Source organism: Raskinella chloraquaticus (SeqCode) (genome assembly GCF_021731865.1).
Taxonomy (GTDB): Bacteria; Pseudomonadota; Alphaproteobacteria; order Rhizobiales; family UBA4765; genus Raskinella; species Raskinella chloraquaticus.
In genome coordinates, this window is the sequence record NZ_JAKFWN010000006.1 from 217,618 (window position 1) to 236,105 (window position 18,488).

The 18,488-nt window shown below is 61.0% G+C and carries 15 protein-coding genes; 11 read left to right on the forward strand and 4 right to left on the reverse strand.

The window, feature by feature from the left end; translation table 11 throughout:
- Nucleotides 1-7: 7 nt before the first annotated feature.
- Genes ACINK1_RS03865 through ACINK1_RS03875 form a run of 3 tightly spaced genes read left to right on the forward strand, consistent with a single transcriptional unit; the run spans nt 8 to nt 3,871 of the window.
- Nucleotides 8-289 carry a sarcosine oxidase subunit delta gene (locus ACINK1_RS03865; RefSeq protein ID WP_376801035.1) on the forward strand — a complete coding sequence of 94 codons (282 nt, stop codon included), beginning with the start codon at nt 8-10 and terminating at the stop codon, nt 287-289.
- Complete coding sequence (locus tag ACINK1_RS03870; protein ID WP_376801034.1) at nt 286-3,270, forward strand: sarcosine oxidase subunit alpha family protein; 2,985 nt, start codon at nt 286-288, stop codon at nt 3,268-3,270. The genes ACINK1_RS03865 and ACINK1_RS03870 overlap by 4 nt, the downstream gene beginning before the upstream one ends.
- On the forward strand, nt 3,263-3,871 hold the full coding sequence (locus tag ACINK1_RS03875) for a sarcosine oxidase subunit gamma (RefSeq protein ID WP_376801033.1): 609 nt from the start codon (nt 3,263-3,265) through the stop codon (nt 3,869-3,871). The genes ACINK1_RS03870 and ACINK1_RS03875 overlap by 8 nt, the downstream gene beginning before the upstream one ends.
- On the opposite strand, the gene uxuA is transcribed toward ACINK1_RS03875, so the two are convergent.
- Together uxuA and ACINK1_RS03885 are read right to left on the reverse strand one after the other, a co-directional pair.
- Complete coding sequence (uxuA, locus tag ACINK1_RS03880; RefSeq protein ID WP_376801078.1) at nt 3,861-5,060, reverse strand: mannonate dehydratase; 1,200 nt, start codon at nt 5,058-5,060, stop codon at nt 3,861-3,863. The genes ACINK1_RS03875 and uxuA overlap by 11 nt on opposite strands.
- 14 nt (nt 5,061-5,074) lie before the next feature.
- Complete coding sequence (locus tag ACINK1_RS03885; protein WP_376801032.1) at nt 5,075-5,800, reverse strand: GntR family transcriptional regulator; 726 nt, start codon at nt 5,798-5,800, stop codon at nt 5,075-5,077.
- A 96-nt stretch (nt 5,801-5,896) separates the two neighbouring features.
- On the opposite strand from ACINK1_RS03885, the gene uxaC reads away from it, so the two are divergent.
- The 7 genes from uxaC to ACINK1_RS03920 all read left to right on the forward strand — a co-directional run bounded on the left by uxaC (nt 5,897) and on the right by ACINK1_RS03920 (nt 14,053).
- A complete protein-coding gene (uxaC, locus tag ACINK1_RS03890) occupies nt 5,897-7,297 on the forward strand; it encodes a glucuronate isomerase (protein WP_376801031.1) in 1,401 nt (466 codons plus the stop codon).
- 38 nt (nt 7,298-7,335) lie between these two features.
- Entirely contained in the window at nt 7,336-8,526 is a 1,191-nt protein-coding gene (locus tag ACINK1_RS03895) for an ABC transporter substrate-binding protein (protein WP_376801030.1), read from the forward strand.
- A gap of 76 nt (nt 8,527-8,602) precedes the next feature.
- Nucleotides 8,603-9,673, forward strand: coding sequence for an ABC transporter ATP-binding protein (locus ACINK1_RS03900; protein WP_376801029.1), 1,071 nt, complete (start codon nt 8,603-8,605; stop codon nt 9,671-9,673).
- A complete protein-coding gene (locus ACINK1_RS03905) occupies nt 9,673-10,572 on the forward strand; it encodes an ABC transporter permease (RefSeq protein WP_376801028.1) in 900 nt (299 codons plus the stop codon). The genes ACINK1_RS03900 and ACINK1_RS03905 overlap by 1 nt, the downstream gene beginning before the upstream one ends.
- 4 nt (nt 10,573-10,576) lie before the next feature.
- Nucleotides 10,577-11,419 (forward strand): ABC transporter permease, encoded by an 843-nt coding sequence (locus ACINK1_RS03910; RefSeq protein WP_376801027.1) that lies wholly within the window; start codon nt 10,577-10,579, stop codon nt 11,417-11,419.
- A complete protein-coding gene (locus ACINK1_RS03915; protein WP_376801026.1) occupies nt 11,416-12,885 on the forward strand; it encodes a mannitol dehydrogenase family protein in 1,470 nt (489 codons plus the stop codon). Before ACINK1_RS03910 ends, ACINK1_RS03915 begins: the two co-directional genes overlap by 4 nt.
- A gap of 34 nt (nt 12,886-12,919) precedes the next feature.
- Nucleotides 12,920-14,053, forward strand: a complete 1,134-nt coding sequence (locus ACINK1_RS03920) for an FAD-dependent oxidoreductase (RefSeq protein ID WP_376801025.1) — start codon at nt 12,920-12,922, stop codon at nt 14,051-14,053.
- Nucleotides 14,054-14,200: 147 nt separating this feature from the next.
- Here ACINK1_RS03920 and ACINK1_RS03925 read toward each other — a convergent pair whose 3' ends face one another.
- Nucleotides 14,201-15,541: a TRAFs-binding domain-containing protein gene (locus ACINK1_RS03925; protein WP_376801024.1), complete on the reverse strand. Its 1,341-nt coding sequence runs from the start codon at nt 15,539-15,541 to the stop codon at nt 14,201-14,203.
- Between the two features lie 310 nt (nt 15,542-15,851).
- Between ACINK1_RS03925 and ACINK1_RS03930 the strand changes: the two genes are divergently transcribed.
- Complete coding sequence (locus ACINK1_RS03930; RefSeq protein ID WP_376801023.1) at nt 15,852-16,313, forward strand: DUF4231 domain-containing protein; 462 nt, start codon at nt 15,852-15,854, stop codon at nt 16,311-16,313.
- Nucleotides 16,314-16,318: 5 nt separating this feature from the next.
- Here the strand turns inward: ACINK1_RS03930 and ACINK1_RS03935 are convergent, their stop codons facing one another.
- Complete coding sequence (locus ACINK1_RS03935) at nt 16,319-18,262, reverse strand: hypothetical protein (protein ID WP_376801022.1); 1,944 nt, start codon at nt 18,260-18,262, stop codon at nt 16,319-16,321.
- Nucleotides 18,263-18,488 lie beyond the last annotated feature (226 nt).

Sequence of the window (18,488 nt, forward strand, 5' to 3'; positions counted from 1 at the left end):
GATAAGGATGCGTATCGGCTGTCCTTATTGCGGCGAGCGATGGAATGACGAATTCGTCGTTCTTGGCGATGCTGACGCAATGATGAAGCACCCGGCTGAGGCGACGTTCGCGCTCTTCTATGATTACGTCTATCTGCGCGATAATCCCGCCGGACGCCATCGTGAGCTCTGGTACCATCAGGGCGGATGCCGACAATGGCTGGTAGTGACCCGGGATACGTTGACCCATGCGGTGCATGGTGTCGAGACGGCACGGTGTGCAGCGCAAGACATCGAGGCCGCCTCGTGAGCGCTCAACCGTATCGCCTCGCGACAGGCGGCCTTATCGACCGCAAACGCCCCTGTCACTTTCGCTTCGACGGGCGCGAGTATACCGGCTTTGCTGGCGATACGCTTGCCTCTGCCCTGCTGGCAAACGGCGTGTCGCTGGTCGGGCGCTCGTTCAAATATCATCGCCCGCGCGGCCTGTTATCGAGCGGCGCCGAGGAGCCCAACGCGCTCATTGAATTGCGCCGTGGCGCCGCGCGTGAGCCCAATACGCGGGCAACAACCATCGAGCTTTTCGACGGGCTGGAGGCGCAGAGCCAGAACCGTTGGCCGTCATTGGGGTTTGATCTGCTGTCGCTTAATCGCTGGGCAGCACCATTTCTGGGGGCCGGCTTCTACTACAAAACCTTCATGTGGCCGGCATCCTTCTGGGAGAAGGTCTACGAGCCGCTGATCCGCCGTGCCGCCGGGCTTGGCCGTGCGGCCGGCGCGGATGATCCTGATCATTACGAAAAATCGTTTGCCCATTGCGACATTCTGGTGATTGGCGCCGGGCCGGCCGGGCTGATGGCGGCGCTGACGGCAGGGCGGGCGGGCGCACGAATTATCCTCGCCAATGAGGATTTTGCAGCCGGTGGCCAACTCCATGGCGATGGCGGCAACATCAATGGAACAGCGGCGGCGGCATGGGTAAATGGCGTGATCGCCGAGCTTGCCGCCATGCCTCATGTGCAGATCATGCCGCGCACAACCATCTACGGCGTCTATGATGGGGCGACCTACGGCGCGGTCGAGCGGGTCAACGATCATCTCTTGTCGGTACCCGCCTTCGAGCCGCGCCAGCGCCATTGGCGTATCCATGCGCGGCGCGCCGTGCTGGCGTCTGGCGCCGGCGAACGCCCGCTCATGTTCGCCAATAATGATCTGCCGGGAATCATGCTGGCCAGTGCAGCGCGGACCTACCTCCAGCGCTTTGCGGTGAAGCCTGCCGGGCGCGTGGTCATCGCGACCTCATGCGATGATGGCTGGGCAAGCGTCGATGCGGCGCTGGCGGCTGGTGTGGCGATCGCTGCGATTGTCGACACGCGCAGCGAGGTTGATGAGGCGCTGCTGAGCCTTGGCCGGCGCAGCGGGGCAGCGATTTATTGCGGCGGCGACGTCGTCAAGGCGCATGGAGGCCACCGCGTTGGCGCAATTACCATCCGCAATGCGACTGGCTCTAACACGCGTCATGCCTGCGACGGGGTGTGGATGTCGGGTGGCTTCAGTCCGCTTATCCATCTCACCTCGCATCTGGGCGCGCGTCCGCAATGGGATGAGCAGCTGCAGGCGTTCGTTCCTGGCCAGAACCTTCCCGCGGGACTGGCGGTTGCGGGGGCAGCTTGCGGTGATTTCGCGCTGGGCGCCTGTATAGCGGCCGGGCAGAGGGCGGGGATCGAGGCCGCGCAGGCTTGTGGTTTCAGCGCGCCGGCGGCCGAGCCAATTCTATGTCCTGAAACCTCTGCGGCGGTCGGCGTGATAACCTTGCCGCGCACGGCTGCCGGCCCGGTCTTTGTCGATTTTCAGAACGATGTGACCGCCAAGGATATCGCTCTGGCGGCGCGCGAAGGATATTCCTCGCCCGAGCTTGCCAAGCGCTACACCACACTTGGAATGGCGACGGATCAGGGAAAAACAGCCAATATCAACGGCATGGCCTTATTGGCGGCAGCGCGTGGCAAATCGATCGCGCAGACCGGCACAACGGTCTATCGCCCGCCCTATACGCCGGTCAGTTTCGGCGCCCTTGCCGGCCATCATCGCAGCAAGGATTTTCGTGCGACAAGGCTGACGCCAGCTCATCACTGGGCGCAAGAGCAGGGCGCGGTCTTCATGGAAGCCGGCGCGTGGATGCGCGCTGCCTGGTTTCCCAAGGCCGGCGAAAGCGATTGGGTTGAAAGTGTCATCCGCGAGACGAAGGCTACACGCTCGTCAGTCGGTCTGTGCGATGTGTCGACACTCGGCAAGATCGACATTCAGGGGGCGGATGCCGGTGTGTTTCTGGATCGGGTCTATTGCAACACTTTCTCGACACTGGCGGTCGGGCGGGCGCGTTACGGGTTGATGCTGCGCGAAGACGGGTTCGTGATGGATGACGGCACGACATCGCGTCTGGCACCCGCCCATTTCCTCATGACAACAACGACATCCAATGCATCGAAGGTGATGCAGCATCTCGAATTCTGTCATCAGGCGCTGTGGCCGGATCTTGATCTCCACATGGTATCAGTGAGCGAGCATTGGGCGCAATATTCGCTGGCTGGCCCGCGCTCCCGGGACGTGTTGCAACGACTGGTCGATCGCCAGCACGATATTTCCAATGAGGCTTTTCCCTATATGGGCGCGCGCGAGATCACCATTTCAGGCGGTTTGCCGGCCAGGCTCTATCGCATCTCGTTTTCGGGCGAGCTTGCCTATGAACTCGCGGTTCCGGCGCGCTATGGCGATGCGACAGTGCGGGCGCTGATGGCGGCGGGCGGTGAATTTGGCATCACGCCCTATGGTCTTGAGACATTGAACGCGATGCGCATCGAGAAGGGCCATGTGACGGGCAGTGAACTCAATGGCACGACGACGGCGCGGGACCTTGGTCTTGGCCGCATGATGTCGACGAAAAAGCACTATATCGGACGCGTCATGGAAGAGCGCCCGGCACTGCGTGATGAGAGGCGCTGGCAGCTGGTAGGCCTGAAGCCGGTTGACCGCTCGCACCGGCTCAAGGCTGGAGGGCATCTGGTTGGCCGGCATGAGCCAGCCGTCACCGCCAATGATCAGGGCTATGTGACATCGGCCAGCTATTCGCCGATGCTCGAGCAATGGATCGGCCTTGGTCTCCTGTCGGCCGGCGACAAGCGTCACGGCGAGATCATCCGCGCCTGCGATCTTCTGCGCCAGAGCGAGGTCGAGGTCGAGGTATGCAACCCGGTCTTCTTTGATCCAAAGGGGGAGCGGCTCCATGGCTGAGGCAATGTTGACAAAGCGCTTCGCGCTTGCCGGCATCATGGTGCCCGGCCGCCATGGCAAGCTCATCGGTGAAGCGGGCGTTACCATTCGCGTGGTTGGCGACATCGCGGTTGCGCATGTGAGCGCGCGCAAGGGCCAGAATGCGGCATTACTTCTGGTATTGGCCCGCATGGTCGGCGCGCCGGTTGCCGATCAGCCGCAGCGCGTGGCGAGGGATACGCTGTCGATTACCGGTATTTCGCCCGGTCAGTGGCGGTTGGTGGTGCGCGGTCACAACAGCGAAGCGACGCTGCGCGCGGCGATCGCCGAATTGCAGGAATCTGCGGTGGTCACCGAACTTGGCGACGGACTTTTTCTTGCGGACATCTCAGGTCCACGGGCGCGGGCGGCGCTTGCCAAGGGCATCGCCATCGATCTGCATCCTGGCGCCTTCAAGGTTGGCGCGGCTGCACAGACAAGTGCCTCTCATATCGGGCTGCACCTGGCGCTGATTGACGACAAACCGACGTTTGAAATGATATCGGCAGCCAGCACGGCCGGCAGCCTGTGGTCGTGGCTCACCTCGTCGTGCGGCGAGTACGGCTGTGATATCAGCGTCTGACGCCGCGAATGTCCTGATCGAGCACCGTCATGATACCGCGCAGCTCGGCCAGCCCTTTCAAGCGCCCGATGGCTGAATAGCCTGGCGTTACGCGCTTGGCGAGGTCATCCAGCATGCGGTGCCCGTGATCGGGACGCATGACAATACGATCCGCCTCGCGCCTCCTGGCATTTTCGCGCATGAGCGCGCCAAGCACCGCAATCATGTCGACATCGCCATCCAGATGGTCGGCTTCATGGAACGACAGCCCGTCATCCGCGCGCCGGGTTGCCCGCAAATGAGCAAAGGCGATACGGGGCGCAAACCGCTCCGCCATCGATACAAGGTCATTGTCGGGGCGCACGCCAAGGCTGCCGGTGCAAAAGCACATTCCATTGGCAGGTGACGGAACGGCAGCAAACAGGGCAGCATAGTCATCTGCTGTCGAGGCGACACGCGGCAGGCCAAAGAGCGAGCGCGGCGGGTCGTCGGGATGGAGGGTCAGCGTCACGCCCAGCCCTTCGGCAGCCGGTGCAACCTCAACAAGAAATTCGTGGAGATTTGCAGCAAGCCGTTTGTGATCGATATCACGGTATTGCGCCAGCCTGTCCCGGAATGCGGGAATGGTCAGCGGTTCAGTGGTCGATCCCGGGAGCGCACTGGCGATCACCATCACCAGATAGTCGACATCCTTCTGCTCCATCGCCTCATAGGCAGCTTTGGCGGCGATTTTTGTTGCTTCGTCGAAATCATGTTCGGCACCGGGACGCTGGAGGATGAACAGCTCAAAGGCAGCAAAGCGCACATGATCAAACTGCAACGCGGTGGCGCCGGTGGGCAGCGGCGCGTCGAGATCGGTGCGCGCCCAGTCAACGACCGGCATGAAATTATAACAGACGATCCTGATGTCCTGGCGCGCGACTGCCTCGAGGCTGGCGATCCAGGCGGCGATGGAGTGTTTGGCCGCCCCACCCAGGCGCTTGATATCGTCAGGAACGGGAATGCTTTCAACCACCGTCCAGCTGAGCGGCGTCAGGCCCGGCGCGCGATTTTCAATCAACGCCTTGCGCTCGTAGACGGCCTTGTCGCTCCACGCGTCGCCGATGGGGATGTCGTGCAGGGCGGTGACGATCTCGTGCGCGCCGGCCTGGCGGATATGGTCGAGCGGTACCGGGTCACGGGGACCAAACCAGCGCCAGGCTTGTCTCAGCATTATTTGCTCCGTCAGGTGAAGTAATCGGGATATTGGCGGCGGATGGCGTCGGCATCGGGAATAACCGCAGACAGATGGGTATCAAGGGCATTTCTGGCCACCTTGCGCTCGCCTGCGCGAAGGGCTGCCAGAATGGCGCGGTGTTCGGCGATCACCTGGTGCATGCGCCCCGGTTCGGGGAGCGTCAGTCGCCGGCAGCGGTCGATCTGCATTTTTGCCTGCTGCGCCACGCGCCAGATGCCGGGGTGACCGCTGGTGAGGGCGATCAGCTCATGAAACTCCTCGTCGGCGGCATGGAACCCATTCTGGTCAGAGAGGTCAGCCAAGGCAGTCTGGCGCGCAATCAAGGCATCAAAGGCTGCAAATGACGAGGCATCGGCGCGATCGACAGCCAGATCGAGGGCGGCCGTTTCGAGCGCTTTGCGGATGATGACTGCTTCAGGCAGGGCAGCCAGCGGGATGCGCCCGACAAAGGTGCCAGATTGGGGAAAAATATCGACGAGGCGTTCCTCGGCAAGCCGGATGATCGCTTCCCGGACAGGGGTACGACTGACGCCAAAGCGCTCGGTCAGGTCCTTTTCGATCAATGCCGTGCCAGGCGGCAGGCTCAGGTCGAGGATGGCGGTGCGCAATCGCGCCAGAATCACCGAGGCCGCTGTTTCGCGCGCCGGGCGCGCGGCGCGCGCGCGGGTGATGTCGGTTGCGCTCTTCATATCCCTCACATGCTCCGACGCCATCAGTCCAATGATCGGGGCGAGATACCGCCCGACATTGACATACTAATATACTAATGTATCGTTTGATTGATCGTCAAATGAGTAATGCCGCGCAAAATGTTGCACCCTGACCGATTGTTTCCCGCCGAACCGCAACAGCGCGCCATCGCTCGAGAACTCTTTGCGGAGGTCAAGGGGCTGCCGATCGTCAGTCCGCACGGGCATACCGACCCGGCATGGTATGCGCTCGATGCGCCGTTTTCCGATCCTGCCTCTCTCTTCGTGAAGCCAGATCATTACGTGTTCCGCATGCTTTATTCGCAAGGTGTGGCGCTTGAGGATTTGGGGGTGGCGCGCGTCGATGGAGGGCCGGTGGAGACGGACCCGCGTCAAATCTGGCGGCGCTTTGCAGCGCACTGGTATCTCTTTCGCGGCACGCCAACCCGGTTATGGTTCGAGCAGGCGCTCGAAGATGTCTTTGGCATTGATGAGCGTCTGTGCCCTGACAATGCAGACCGTTTGTTTGATTGCATTGCAGACGCGCTCGTGACCCCTGCCTGCCGGCCGCGCGCGATCTATGAACGGTTCAATATCAAGGCGATCTCGACGACGGATGGCGCGCTTGACGATCTTGCCCATCATCAGACGATCCGCGCCTCCGGCTGGCATGGGAGGGTGGTGCCCTGTTACCGGCCGGACGCGGTTGTTGATCCTGAGTTCGCTGGCTTTCAGGATCAGCTCGATCATCTGGGGGAGATGACGGGCGAAGATGCACGCAGCTGGTCGGGGTACCTGGCCGCGCACCGGCAGCGCCGCGCCTATTTTATCGCCAATGGTGCGACCGCCTCTGACCATGGTCACGCAACCGCACGTACCATGAACCTCGACAGGGCGGCGGCCGAGGCGCTGTTTCGCAAGGTTGCCGGCGGGGCTGCCAGCGCGGATGACGCCGACGCTTTCCGTGGACAGATGATCACCGAATTCGCGCGCATGAGCCTTGATGACGGGCTCGTATTGCAGCTTCATCCCGGCTCCATGCGCAATCACAGTCCGCAGCTTCTGGCGCGTTTTGGGCGCGACAAGGGCGCTGATATTCCAACACCAGGTGACTATGTACGGGCGCTGAAGCCCCTTCTTGATGCTGTCGGCCATGAGCGCGGGCTGACGATCATCGTCTTCACGCTCGATGAGAGCGCTTACAGCCGGGAACTCGCGCCGCTTGCCGGTGTCTATCCGGCGTTGAAGCTTGGGCCTGCCTGGTGGTTTTTCGACGCACCCGAAGGCATGCGCCGGTTTCGTGAGCTGACAACCGAAACCGCCGGCTTTTATAATACTGTCGGCTTTAATGATGATACACGCGCGTACCTGTCGATCGGCGCACGCCATGACATGGCAAGGCGGTGTGACTGCGCATTTCTGTCTAAACTCGTGAGCGAACACCGGCTCGATATCAGCGAAGCGCATGAGGTCGCTGCCGACCTTGCCTTGCATCTGGCAGAAAACGCCTACCGCCTTTGAATTTGACTTGAAAACAAGAACGTAAGGGAGGATTTACGATGACGGACTTGATCACACGGCGTGGATTGGGTGTGCTTGGTGCGGGAATGGCCGGAGCGGGCCTTTTCAATGGCACGACGCTGGCGCAGGGGCTGGCTTTGCCCAAGCAACCTGTGGCCCTCAATATCATCGATGTGGCCGGCAATCTTGCACTGACCCAACCGGCGCTCGAAGCCTATCGTGCGGCAAAGCCCAATCTTGTGTCGCGCATGACCTACACCAAGGCGCCGGCGCCCGAATTGCCGGCCAAGCTCAAGGCCCAGCAGGCGGCCAACCGCGTCGATATCGATCTGGTGCTGACAGGGACCGATGCGCTGTCTGCCGGCATCGATCAAAATCTCTGGGTGGAATTGCTGCCAGCCCACGCTGGCGGCTTGCCGAAACTGCAGGATATCTATCTCGAACCGGCGGCGCGCATGCAGGGACTGGCGCGCGGGCAGGGGGTGGTTGTGACCTATTACCCGTCGGGGCCGCTGCTCTCCTACATGCCGGCGCGCGTGCGCAACGTGCCGAAGACGGCGGAGGAGCTGCTGGAATGGTCCAAGCAGAACAAGAACAAGCTCATCTACGCGCGTCCCGCCAATTCGGGGCCCGGCCGCACCTTCATGATGGGGCTTCCCTATATTCTCAAGGATGCCAACCCCAAGGATCCGGTGAAGGGTTGGGACAAGACGTGGGCCTATCTGAAGGCGCTGGGCGAGAACATCGAATACTATCCTTCCGGCACGACGCCGACGATGAAGGAATTCGGTGATGGCACCCGCGACATGGTGGTGACGACGACAGGTTGGGACATCAATCCGCGCGTGCTTGGCATCGTTCCGAAGGAAGCGGCGGTCTTCTCGCTGGCTGGCTTCTCATGGGTGGCGGATGCGCACTATATGTGCGTTCCCAAGGGACTCGGCGAGGAAAAGCTGGCGGTTATTCTCGATTTGATGAGCTTCATGCTGCAGCCAGCCCAGCAGGCTTATGCCTATGATGAGGGCTACTTCTACCCCGGTCCGGCGGTCAAGGGGGTGACGCTCGCCATGGCGCCCAAGGCCAGTCAGGACGCGTTGAAGGAATTCGGGCGGCCGGAATATGACGCGATGATCGCCGGCAGCCCGGTCGAGCTGCCGCTTGATCCGGACGTCATGGTGCAGGCCTTCCGCCTGTGGGACGAGCAGGTTGGTGGCTCCAAACGGCGCTGATCATGGCCGAAAACGCTGAGGGCGCTGGCGCGCGACATGCCGGCGCCCGCTGCCTCATCTTGCGACGGAAATCATCATGAGCATCCATGCCGGCCAGTTCCGCGAACTGCGCCTTGAGCGTCTTGGCAGAACCTTTGGCGGCGTCGCCGCCTTGCGCGATGTCAGCCTGTCGATTGCGCAAGGCGAATTCATCGCTCTGCTTGGCCCGTCGGGTTGCGGCAAATCGACGACGCTCAACATATTGGCTGGTCTGCTTGCTGCCACAAGCGGCAGCATTTTTCTCGATGAGCGGCGCATCGACAGCTTGCGACCTGAGCAGCGCGGTTTTGGTATGGTTTTCCAGAATTACGCGCTGTTTCCACATATGAGTGTCGCTAAAAATATTGGCTTTGGCCTGGCGATGCGGGGAATAGCGCGCGACGAGATCGCGCGGCGGGTTGGGGAGACGGTCGCGCTCGTCCATCTGCAGGGGCAGGAGCATAAATTGCCGGGGCAGCTCTCGGGCGGGCAGCAGCAAAGGGTGGCGATTGCGCGCGCCATTATCATCGAGCCGCCACTGGTGCTGATGGATGAGCCGCTATCCAATCTTGATGCCAAGCTGCGTCTTGAGATGAGGGCCGAGATCAAGCGCATTCATCAAACGCTGGGGGCAACGACGATCTATGTCACCCATGATCAGGAGGAAGCGCTGTCGCTGGCCGACCGCATCGTCGTGCTGAAAGACGGGGTGGTACGCCAGGTCGGCGCTCCGGATGCGCTCTACGCCAGACCTGATCATCTCGACGTTGCCGCGTTCATGGGCTTTCGCAATGTGATCAGCGGCACGGTGTCGAGGCAGGATGGCGATCTGGCGGGCTTAACGGTTGCCGGTGGCAAGCAGGTATCGGGACAGGCGCGCGGACGCCTGGCGATGTCACAGAAAGCGGTGATGGCGGTGCGCCCCGAGGATATGACACCGTCACCAGACGGGCCGATCAGGGCAAAGATCATATCCAGCGAATTTCGCGGCCGTGAATTCGTCGGCTTTGCAATGAGCGAGGAGGGGGCGGCGCTGGCATTTGTGTCTGATCACCCCCTTACCAATGGCGCGCGGATCCAGTTGGCTGCCGATCCCATGCGGGCAGTCGTTTTTCCGGAGGTGTCGTGATGGTGCCGGCCAGCCAAAGCGCCGAGCGCCGGTCGATTCTCGCCTTGCTGTCCGGGCATGGTCTCGACGGGCTGACGCTGCTGGTGGTGCCGGCGCTGTTGCTGGTGCTGGGATTGTTTATCTATCCGTTCGCCTATGGCCTGTGGCTGTCACTGACACCCAAAGCAGGGGGGATACTCGCCAATTACGCGACATTCTTTTCCGACCCGTTTCTCTATGAAACGATCGCCAAGACGTTGTGGCTGTCACTGCCGGTGACCCTGCTCAACCTCGTCATGGCCGTCCCCATCGCGCTCAGGGTCCGGCTGATGCGTCGTCAACGCCTGCTGACGACCATTCTGGTTATCCCAATTACGCTTGGGACCGTGCTGGTCGCCGAAGGAATGATCACCTATTTCGGGCCGCAGGGCTGGTTCAACCGGGTCTTGCTGTGGCTTCATCTGACGAGTGGGCCGGTCAAACTCACCTATAATTACTGGGGTGTGTTTCTGTCGCTGCTGATTACAGGCTTTCCCTTCACCTTCCTCTTGACGCTGTCCTATCTGTCGGGTGTCGAGGCGGCGCTGGAGCAGGCGGCGGCAACGCTCGGCGCCGGTTCATGGCAGCGTTTTCGCCATGTGCTGTTTCCGCTCATCCTGCCGGGGCTCGCCATCACTTTTTGCCTGTCTTTCGTGCAGGCCTTTTCGGTCTTTCCTTCCGCCGTGTTGCTTGGCGCGCCGGCGGGACCCACGCGCGTCATTTCGATTGCGGCCTATCAGGCGGCCTTCGAGCAGTTCGATTATTCGCTGGCCTCGGCAATCGCCATCATCATGGCTGTCATTCAGCTTGGCATTGTTGTGGCGGTGCTGGCAGCGCGCACCCTCATCTATCGCGGGCCGGCTGGCGGCGGGAAGGGTTGAGGCGATGATCCGCGATACAACATGGGGTGCAAAGCTGTGGCCTGCCGCTGTCTGGGCGGTGATCGGCTTTTTCGTTGTCAATCTACTGGCCCTGATTGCCACCGTTATCGTCTCGTCCTTTGGCCGGCGCTGGCTTGGCACCTGGCTTCCTGCCGAGTGGACAACGCGCTGGTATGTGTCGGCGTGGAACGAGTTCCAGCTCGCCGACATTCTGGTCGTCACGTTTCAGGTGGTGGGCCTCGTCGTCCTGATCTCGGGGCTGATCGGTGTGCCGGCGGCTTACGCCCTGGCGCGCCGCAATTTCCCTGGCAAGAAGCTGGTGATGATCCTCTTCCTGCTGCCGCTTCTGGTGCCGCCCATCACTTTTGGCATTCCGCTGGCAACTGTCCTTTACCGCGCCGAACTTGCCGGGTCACTTTCAGGCGTCGTCCTTGCCAATCTGGTGCCGACCGTGCCGTTCGTCATCCTGGTGATGATCCCCTTCATTGAGCAGATCGATGAGCGCATCGAGCAGGCAGCGCGTGTTTTTGGCGCCAGCACGTTGCAGCTTTTCGTCCATGTATTGTTGCCGTTGCTGTTGCCCGGCATTCTGGCGGCGCTGCTGCTGGTGCTGGTGCGTACAATCGCCATGTTTGAATTGACCTTCCTCACCGCCGGTCCAACCAGCCAGACGCTGGTTGTTTCGCTTTATTACGCCGTCTTTGCATCGGGCGTGCGGGCCGTGCAGTCCATTGATGCGATGGCGGTCATCTATATGGTGACGAGCCTCATCTGGCTTCTTATCGCGCTGCGCTTCGTCAATCCGACGCAGATCGTTGCCCGCGCCAAGCAGACGCCGCGCGCATGAGCGAGCGGCCACGCCTGTCGGATGCGACCTTGGCGCGATTGCCGGGCGATGTAGAGCGTCCGCGCTATGACCGACGCACGGTCAGGCCTGGTATTGTCCATCTTGGTGTCGGGGCTTTTCATCGCGCTCATCAGGCGGTGGCGACCGAAGCGGTCCTCAATGCCGGGGCAGGGGAATGGGGCATCACCGCGGCGAGCCTGCGCAGCGCTGATACGCGCGATGCGCTGATGCCGCAGGACGGGCTATATACGGTAAGCGTGCGCGAACCGGCGGGCGAGCGCCTTCAGGTGATCGGCGCCATCAGCGATGTTTTAGTTGCTCCGCATTCGCCTCAACGATTGCTCGCTGCCATGGCCGATCCGGCCATCCGCATCGTCTCGCTGACAGTGACCGAAAAAGGCTATTGCCTCGATCCGGCCTCCGGCGCGCTCGATGCAGATCATCCTGATATCGTGCATGATCTTGCCCATGGGTCGGCGCCGCGCTCGGTGCCAGGATTTCTGGTGGCGGCTCTGGCAACGCGACGCGCGGAGGGCGTGGCCCCGTTCACGGTGCTGTGCTGCGATAATCTGCCGGCCAATGGGCGCACCGTGAAGCGGGCGATCGGCGCGTTCGCGGCACTGCGGGATGATCGTCTCGCCCGGTACATCGCCGACGATGTCGCCTGTCCGTCAACCATGGTCGATCGCATCGTTCCGGCAACGGTCGATGAGGACCGTCAGCGTATCGCCCGTATGCTCGGGGTCAGCGATGCATGGCCGGTCGTCAGCGAGCCCTTTTCGCAATTTGTGATCGAGGATGTGTTTCCCGGCGGGCGACCGGACTGGACACTGGGCGGCGCGGAGTTCGTGAACGACGTCGCGCCCTATGAGCTGATGAAGTTGCGCCTGCTCAACGGCGCCCATTCATGCCTTGCCTATCTCGGCTATCTGGCGGGGCATGAAACGGTCGCGGATGCGACGAACGATCCGCGCTTTACGCGCTTCCTGGCGCGGCTGTGGGGCGAGGCGGCGGCAAGCCTGCCGGAGAGAATGCAGCGTGATGCCGGGGCCTACACCAGCCGCCTGCTGGCGCGCTTCCAGAACACGGCCATTCGCCATCGTCTGCTGCAGATTGCCATGGATGGCTCGCAGAAGCTGCCGCAGCGCTTGCTGAACACAATCCGTGACAATCTGGCCGCTGGTCGCCCGGTCGACCATCTGGTGCTGGGTGTCGCGGGTTTCTGTGTCTATGCAAGCGGGCAGGATGAGCGCGGACAGGCGATCGACGTGCGCGATCCGCTCGCGGCCGAGATGAAAGCGCGGCTGGGCGACCTGCGCGCAGCGCCCGACTCTGCAGCGCGCCGTGTGCTGCAGGTGCAGGCGCTCTTTGGAGAACTTGGCCACGAGCCGGCCTTCGCGGCGACGTTCACCCGCGCCTTGAGCACCCTCGTGCGCAACGGCGTCAAGGTTATGCTGGCGGGATAAGCGATCCTGCTCGCGGCTGAAATGATGGACAGCCTTGTTGAAGGCGGGCGGCCAAACGGCTAAAAATGACTCTATGCCGTGTGTGTCCAGAAAGATCTTGATTGCTGGAGGTGGGCCGGTTGGTCTGACCGCAGCAGTCGAACTTTACCGGCGAGGTTTCTGTCCGCGGATCATCGACCCTGATCTCACTCCTGCACAAGAATCGCGGGCGCTGGCAATCAATGCGCGAACGCTTGGTTTGCTCGAACCATCTGGCGCGTCGGAAGCGTTGCTGGCCGCAGGGCATCGCATTAATCGCTTCCTTATTCGCTACGAGAACAAGGTTCTGGCGACGATCAATATCGGATTGCTGAAGCACCGGTTCAATTTTTTGCTGTGCCTGCCACAACATGAAACAGAAAGGATTTTGACCGAGACGCTTCACACGCTGGGCGGCAGCGTCGAGCGCAACCTGTCTCTCACCAGTTTTTCAGTAAACGAGAACATCATAACGACCTCGTTGTCGGATGGATCGCAGGCGGACGTCGACCTGCTCGTCGGGGCGGATGGTGCAAAGTCAACGGTACGGAAAGCCATGGCACAATCCTTTCGTGGTGAAACAGAGCCTCAGACATTCAGCCTCGCCGATGTCGTGTTCGATGACTGGCCGTTTGCCTGGGACATGGCGGTCGTCATTCTGCGTCATGATCATGCATTGGGATTTATTCCGATACGTCCGGGATTTGGGCGGTTCGTGTCGTCGCGGCCCGATGTACTCAGCATATTGCCTCCTGAAGCAAAGATACGCAGCGTGTCATGGCAGTCGGAATTTCATATCAATTATCGCCAAGTTGATACGTACCAGACGGGCTCTGTTTTTCTGGCCGGCGATGCAGCGCATATTCACTCTCCCGTCGGTGGACGTGGTATGAATATCGGGATTGAAGATGCCTGTTGGCTGGCCTGGCTGATCGACAAAAATCGCACGGGCGATTATTCGGCTCTCAGACATCCTGTTGCCGCAAAAGTCCTGAAATCCACCTCGGGGCTGACGAACATCGTCATGGGGAAATCGTTGGTGGCGCAACGCTTGCGCTGGCTGATGTCGCTGGTCCTAGGGATGAGTGTTTTTCAGCGCGCTATGTTACCCGGCTTGATGGGGCTGACCTCGCCGAATTTGCCGAAATGAAGTTTTGGCTGAACGGGCTGGATCGGGTTCACTTTGCTCCGAGTACATGATTTCGGCCCTTTTCCGTCGGTGCCGACCGCTGCAAAAACCTGTCGCGAAAGGTAATATTTTTGCCGTGACATATCAGGCTGGGGGGTGGTCTTCTGCTCAATCCGGCTGTGGTGCGTGGCGGCCGAGCTCAGTGATGATGGCGTCAAGTTCCGCCACCTCCAGGCCTGCCATGCGGCGGGCCTCAGCGATGGGGATGAGATTATCAAGCGTCGTCTTTGCCTTCCATTTCTCATCCAGCACGGCGAGAGCATCGGCGAGATGGTCGGCTGCGACATCGAACCTGCCCTCGATGACCGCGAGTTCCAGCAAGGTGGCGTGATCCCAGTAATCGGGAAGCGCGGCAAAGCGGCGTTTGGCGGCATAGCGCACGACGGCCGCAAGCTCTCTGACGCCGGGGTCCGCCGGATTGGCAATCGACATGAGGCTGACCGCGTTCACGCCTGGATAGGCATCGCGCCAATCGCTCTCGAAGCCTTGACGATAGACGGCGATCGCCTGGCGCAGATGGCCGCGCGCGATCATCATCTCGCCGGCGGCTGACGCCTTCCTCCAGCGATCCTTGTGGATGCGCCCGAGGAGCCCGCAGGTTTCACTCGATGCGCCGCGCTCGGCGATCAGACTAGTGAGAAGCTCCTCGGCTTCCTTGTCGCGGCCGATGCGGTTCAGTGCCATCGCCTGCTGCTCGCGCACCAGCACGGTGCGGGCCAGCGCCTTGTCCATGCGCCCGATGAGATCGACCATCCGTTGCCATTCATTGATGGCGCGGTAGGAGAGAAGGAGATCAATCGCGACGCCGGCTTCGGTGGCGTCGATCTCGCCCAGCTCATCGCGCACCTGATCAAGCCCGGTGATGCCTTCGGCGCGGGCGGTTGCCAGCCGCGTCTTGAGCTGGCGCGAATAGGCGACCTGCTCGCGGAAAACGTCGGTTTTGGTGCGGTCGATGGGCGGGGCGTCATAGCCCTCAAGCAATTGGAACAGTGGCGAATCGATGCCGCGATGCGCGCGGGCGTCCATCAGACGCTGCGTCAGCGCGGCTCGCGCGGCTGGAATGTCGGCGCACGCACCACTATCGTTGAGCCCATATGGCAACGCCCGCAGGGGCCCGACATCAAACGGCATTGGTGAGCCCAGGGCCATGGTCAGCACCGTCGTTGACGGGCGTACCGCATGGCGGATGCCAAGCTCATAATAGACATTGGCATTGAGCAGCGTGAGGTCGGCGATGGCAAATTCGCTGAGCAGGATGCGTTCATACATCAGCCTGTGGATGAAGCCGGCGCCTTTCTCCTCATCGGCACGGATGACTGCCAGCCCGGCTGCTTCGACCGAGGGCGCGAAAACGTCACGATAAAGCTCGTCAAAATCAATGTCGCGCCCATTGGCGTCGGGCTTTTTGCCAAACGGCATGATGACAAAGCAGATGGCGCGATGAGGCATGGGCCGGTGTCCTTAGTTGTTGAGCGCGGCTTCCAGACGATGTTTCAGGGATCTGTGTTCAATCAGAGATCGGCCGGCTGTGTCCAGTTTGTGCATTATTGGCGAACTGCCGTGCAGATTTGATGTCCGCGTTGAGTCGGCGCTGGCAATCACCATTTTTGTCTAGGCAATGACGAGATTGCTCCGCTTTACCACATCCTCGTCGCAGGCAGCCGCGACCTGTCGATGATTGGTTTAAACCGCTCGTCAGCAGCCGGCAGGTGCCACAGCGCTACTTTTCAAAATCCGTGCGGCTGCGTATCGTTGTCCGATGTCCGAGCGCCTTGACACCTATCTTGACAACCGCTTCCGCCCGCAGCTTGCCTGGTTCGAGAAGGCCGCCGCCCGCGCCAAGCAGCGCCATGGGTTTCTCTCCACCGCCCAGCTCTGCGCGACGGCAGCCATTCCCGCAACCAATGTGCTCACTCAGTCAACCACGGCCTCGACCGTCATCGCTGTTCTGGCGACGATTGCCGCGGGATTGCTGGCGCTGTTTGGCCATCGCGAGGAATGGTTGCGCTATCGCCGCACGGCTGCGGCGCTCGAATCGATCAAGGCTCGGCTTGATGCAGGGCTGGCGCCTTTCGACGGCGATGATGGAGAAAATCATTTCATGGAAGCCTGCGAGGAGATTCTGGGCGGCGAGCTTGGCCAATGGGAAACCCAGGTCCGCGCCCGCGCCGTCCCTCACAAGGCAAAGGCAAAGCTGCCGAAAAATGACGACGAGGACTGAGTGGCTCAGCCCGGCATGTCGAGCACACGGCTTTCCGCCGTGATGCGCCAATGGTGCAGTTCTTCCAGCATCAGGTCGCTCAGGCGTTCGGCAAAAGCGTGAAGCTCAACCATGTCGTCAATAGTCGCCAGCTCGGTCTGCTTTTTCTGCAGCTTCTCAAGTGAGCGTTGCGAGCGCTCGCGCACACCTTCATAATCAAGCGTGGTCTTGAGCCCGTACAGGGCAAAGGAGGCTGCGGCGAAAGTAATTGTACCTGGCGCCAGATAGGCCTCCAGAACATCCAAGAGCCCGCCCGCTCGATGCGGCGTGGGTTCATTCGACACGATCTGCAACAGGCTGAGCGCGATAAAGGTGAGCAGTGGAAGCAGTGTCAGACCAAACAGTGATATGGCGGTCGCCAATTCATATCTGCCAATCAGCTTTTGCATCCGCGCGACGTTATCGTTATGATAGTCGATCTGGCCCTTTCGACGCGCGCCTGTTGCCATCTCCTTGCCTTCGATCAATTCTATCAGGATGCGCCGGATATCGCTTTTCCAGGTGCGGCCATCACCATTGTCGCACAGGCTCTGCTGGCGCTGGTGCGCGCGCACATACCAGCCGATCCAGCCATTTGCCTCCGACAGCGGCCACGGCCAGATGCCCAGTGTCCAGAAGATGATCGTCTGGCGCATGCGCTCGGCGACTTCGCGTGCATCAATCCAGCGCCGGTGGATCTGCTGATTTCGTCCATGCCGTGTCAGATAAATCATGAATCCTATCGCGGTCAGTTCGATCAGCGCCAACACCAGATGGCTGATTAACATCCAGTAGGTGTCAGAGTTTCCATGGGAAGGGCCGTCGCTATGCTGGGGTATTATGTGTGGCAGGGCGGCAGCCAGCGCTGCTGCGATGATGGCGACAGCGCTGCAAATGAAGATGCAGATAACGGTACGGCGGAACTCGTTCCCGAAGCGGTTGGCGGTCGCGTCGGCAGCCGCATAGGCGTTCAGCATGCGCGTCAGGGGTGATCTGTCGCGCTCGTCTTCTGGCAGCTGCAATTCGTCGTCGCCAAAGGGCGCGATCGCCTCCCGCAGGTTTTTTGCCTCATTACGTAGACCGGCGTCGGGTGCTGGATTCTGGTCTTCCAGAAAGTGCCGGGCAGCCTCGGTGTCGTGCCTTTTGGGTGATTTGTTCTGTTCGCCTTTTGCCCGCAGTTCGGGCGGGGCTTCAGTAATCCGGCTGACCATTTTCGTCAGCTCCGCACATCCGTCATCAGCGTCAAGGTGCAGCTCGACTGCGTGCGCCTGCATATCGTCGATATGGCACTCCCTTTCGCTAAAGCGTTGCAGCCGCTGCCACATCAGTTGCGCCCGCTGAGGTTGCGCCGGATGGATATGTATGATGGGCAGGCCAATGCGCAGCGCCCGCTCGATCATTTCACGCGTGCCGCCGCGCCCGCCAGAGGGTCCGCCATCCCACACCGCGATCATGATATCGGATTGTCCAACCAGGATGCGCCCCGCCAGATCATAGGCAGCAGCGCGCTTGTCTGTATTGTCGGGCAGATCCAGCACCAGGGTTGAACGCGCCTTGTTCAAGACCGCATCATAGCGCGCCTGACCTGCCGGGTCGGTGCGCCCGTCTGCGCGGCTCACCTCACGGCTGAAGGGCAAGATGACGTCGAGTGCGATGTGCGCGTCAATCGCTGCTTCGGCGGCGATCAGGTCGCTACCCTCGGCAAGAGCGCTGATCAGAGACAAAATCTGGCCGTTTTCTCGGCAAAAGGGCCCATCGCACTCAACATCAGTGGCAAGGATCGACTCCAGCTTCTGATCGAGCAATTTGATCAATCGGTAGATGGTTTTATGAACCTCATCGGCAATCTTACCGTGAATGCGGTCGGCCCTGTGGCCGACAATGCCAAGCGTCAGGGCCACTCGCGGCGCATGATAGAAAGCTGCATCCATGGGACTGTTACCCTTACTTGCCGTCTCCTGCGTCGGGCCTACACTAATCGGTTTTGTTGCGGAAGGATGTAAACCAAGCACAAACTTCTGGCTTCAGAACCCTGAAGCTGCCAGACGACGTGCTAAAATTAGCAGGGGCTTGGTCCATCTCTGCATACTGGAGAAGGCTTCTTCTGGCATTTGAAGGCTGGCGGAGGGGATGGGCCTGACGTCGAACCTTCTCCAC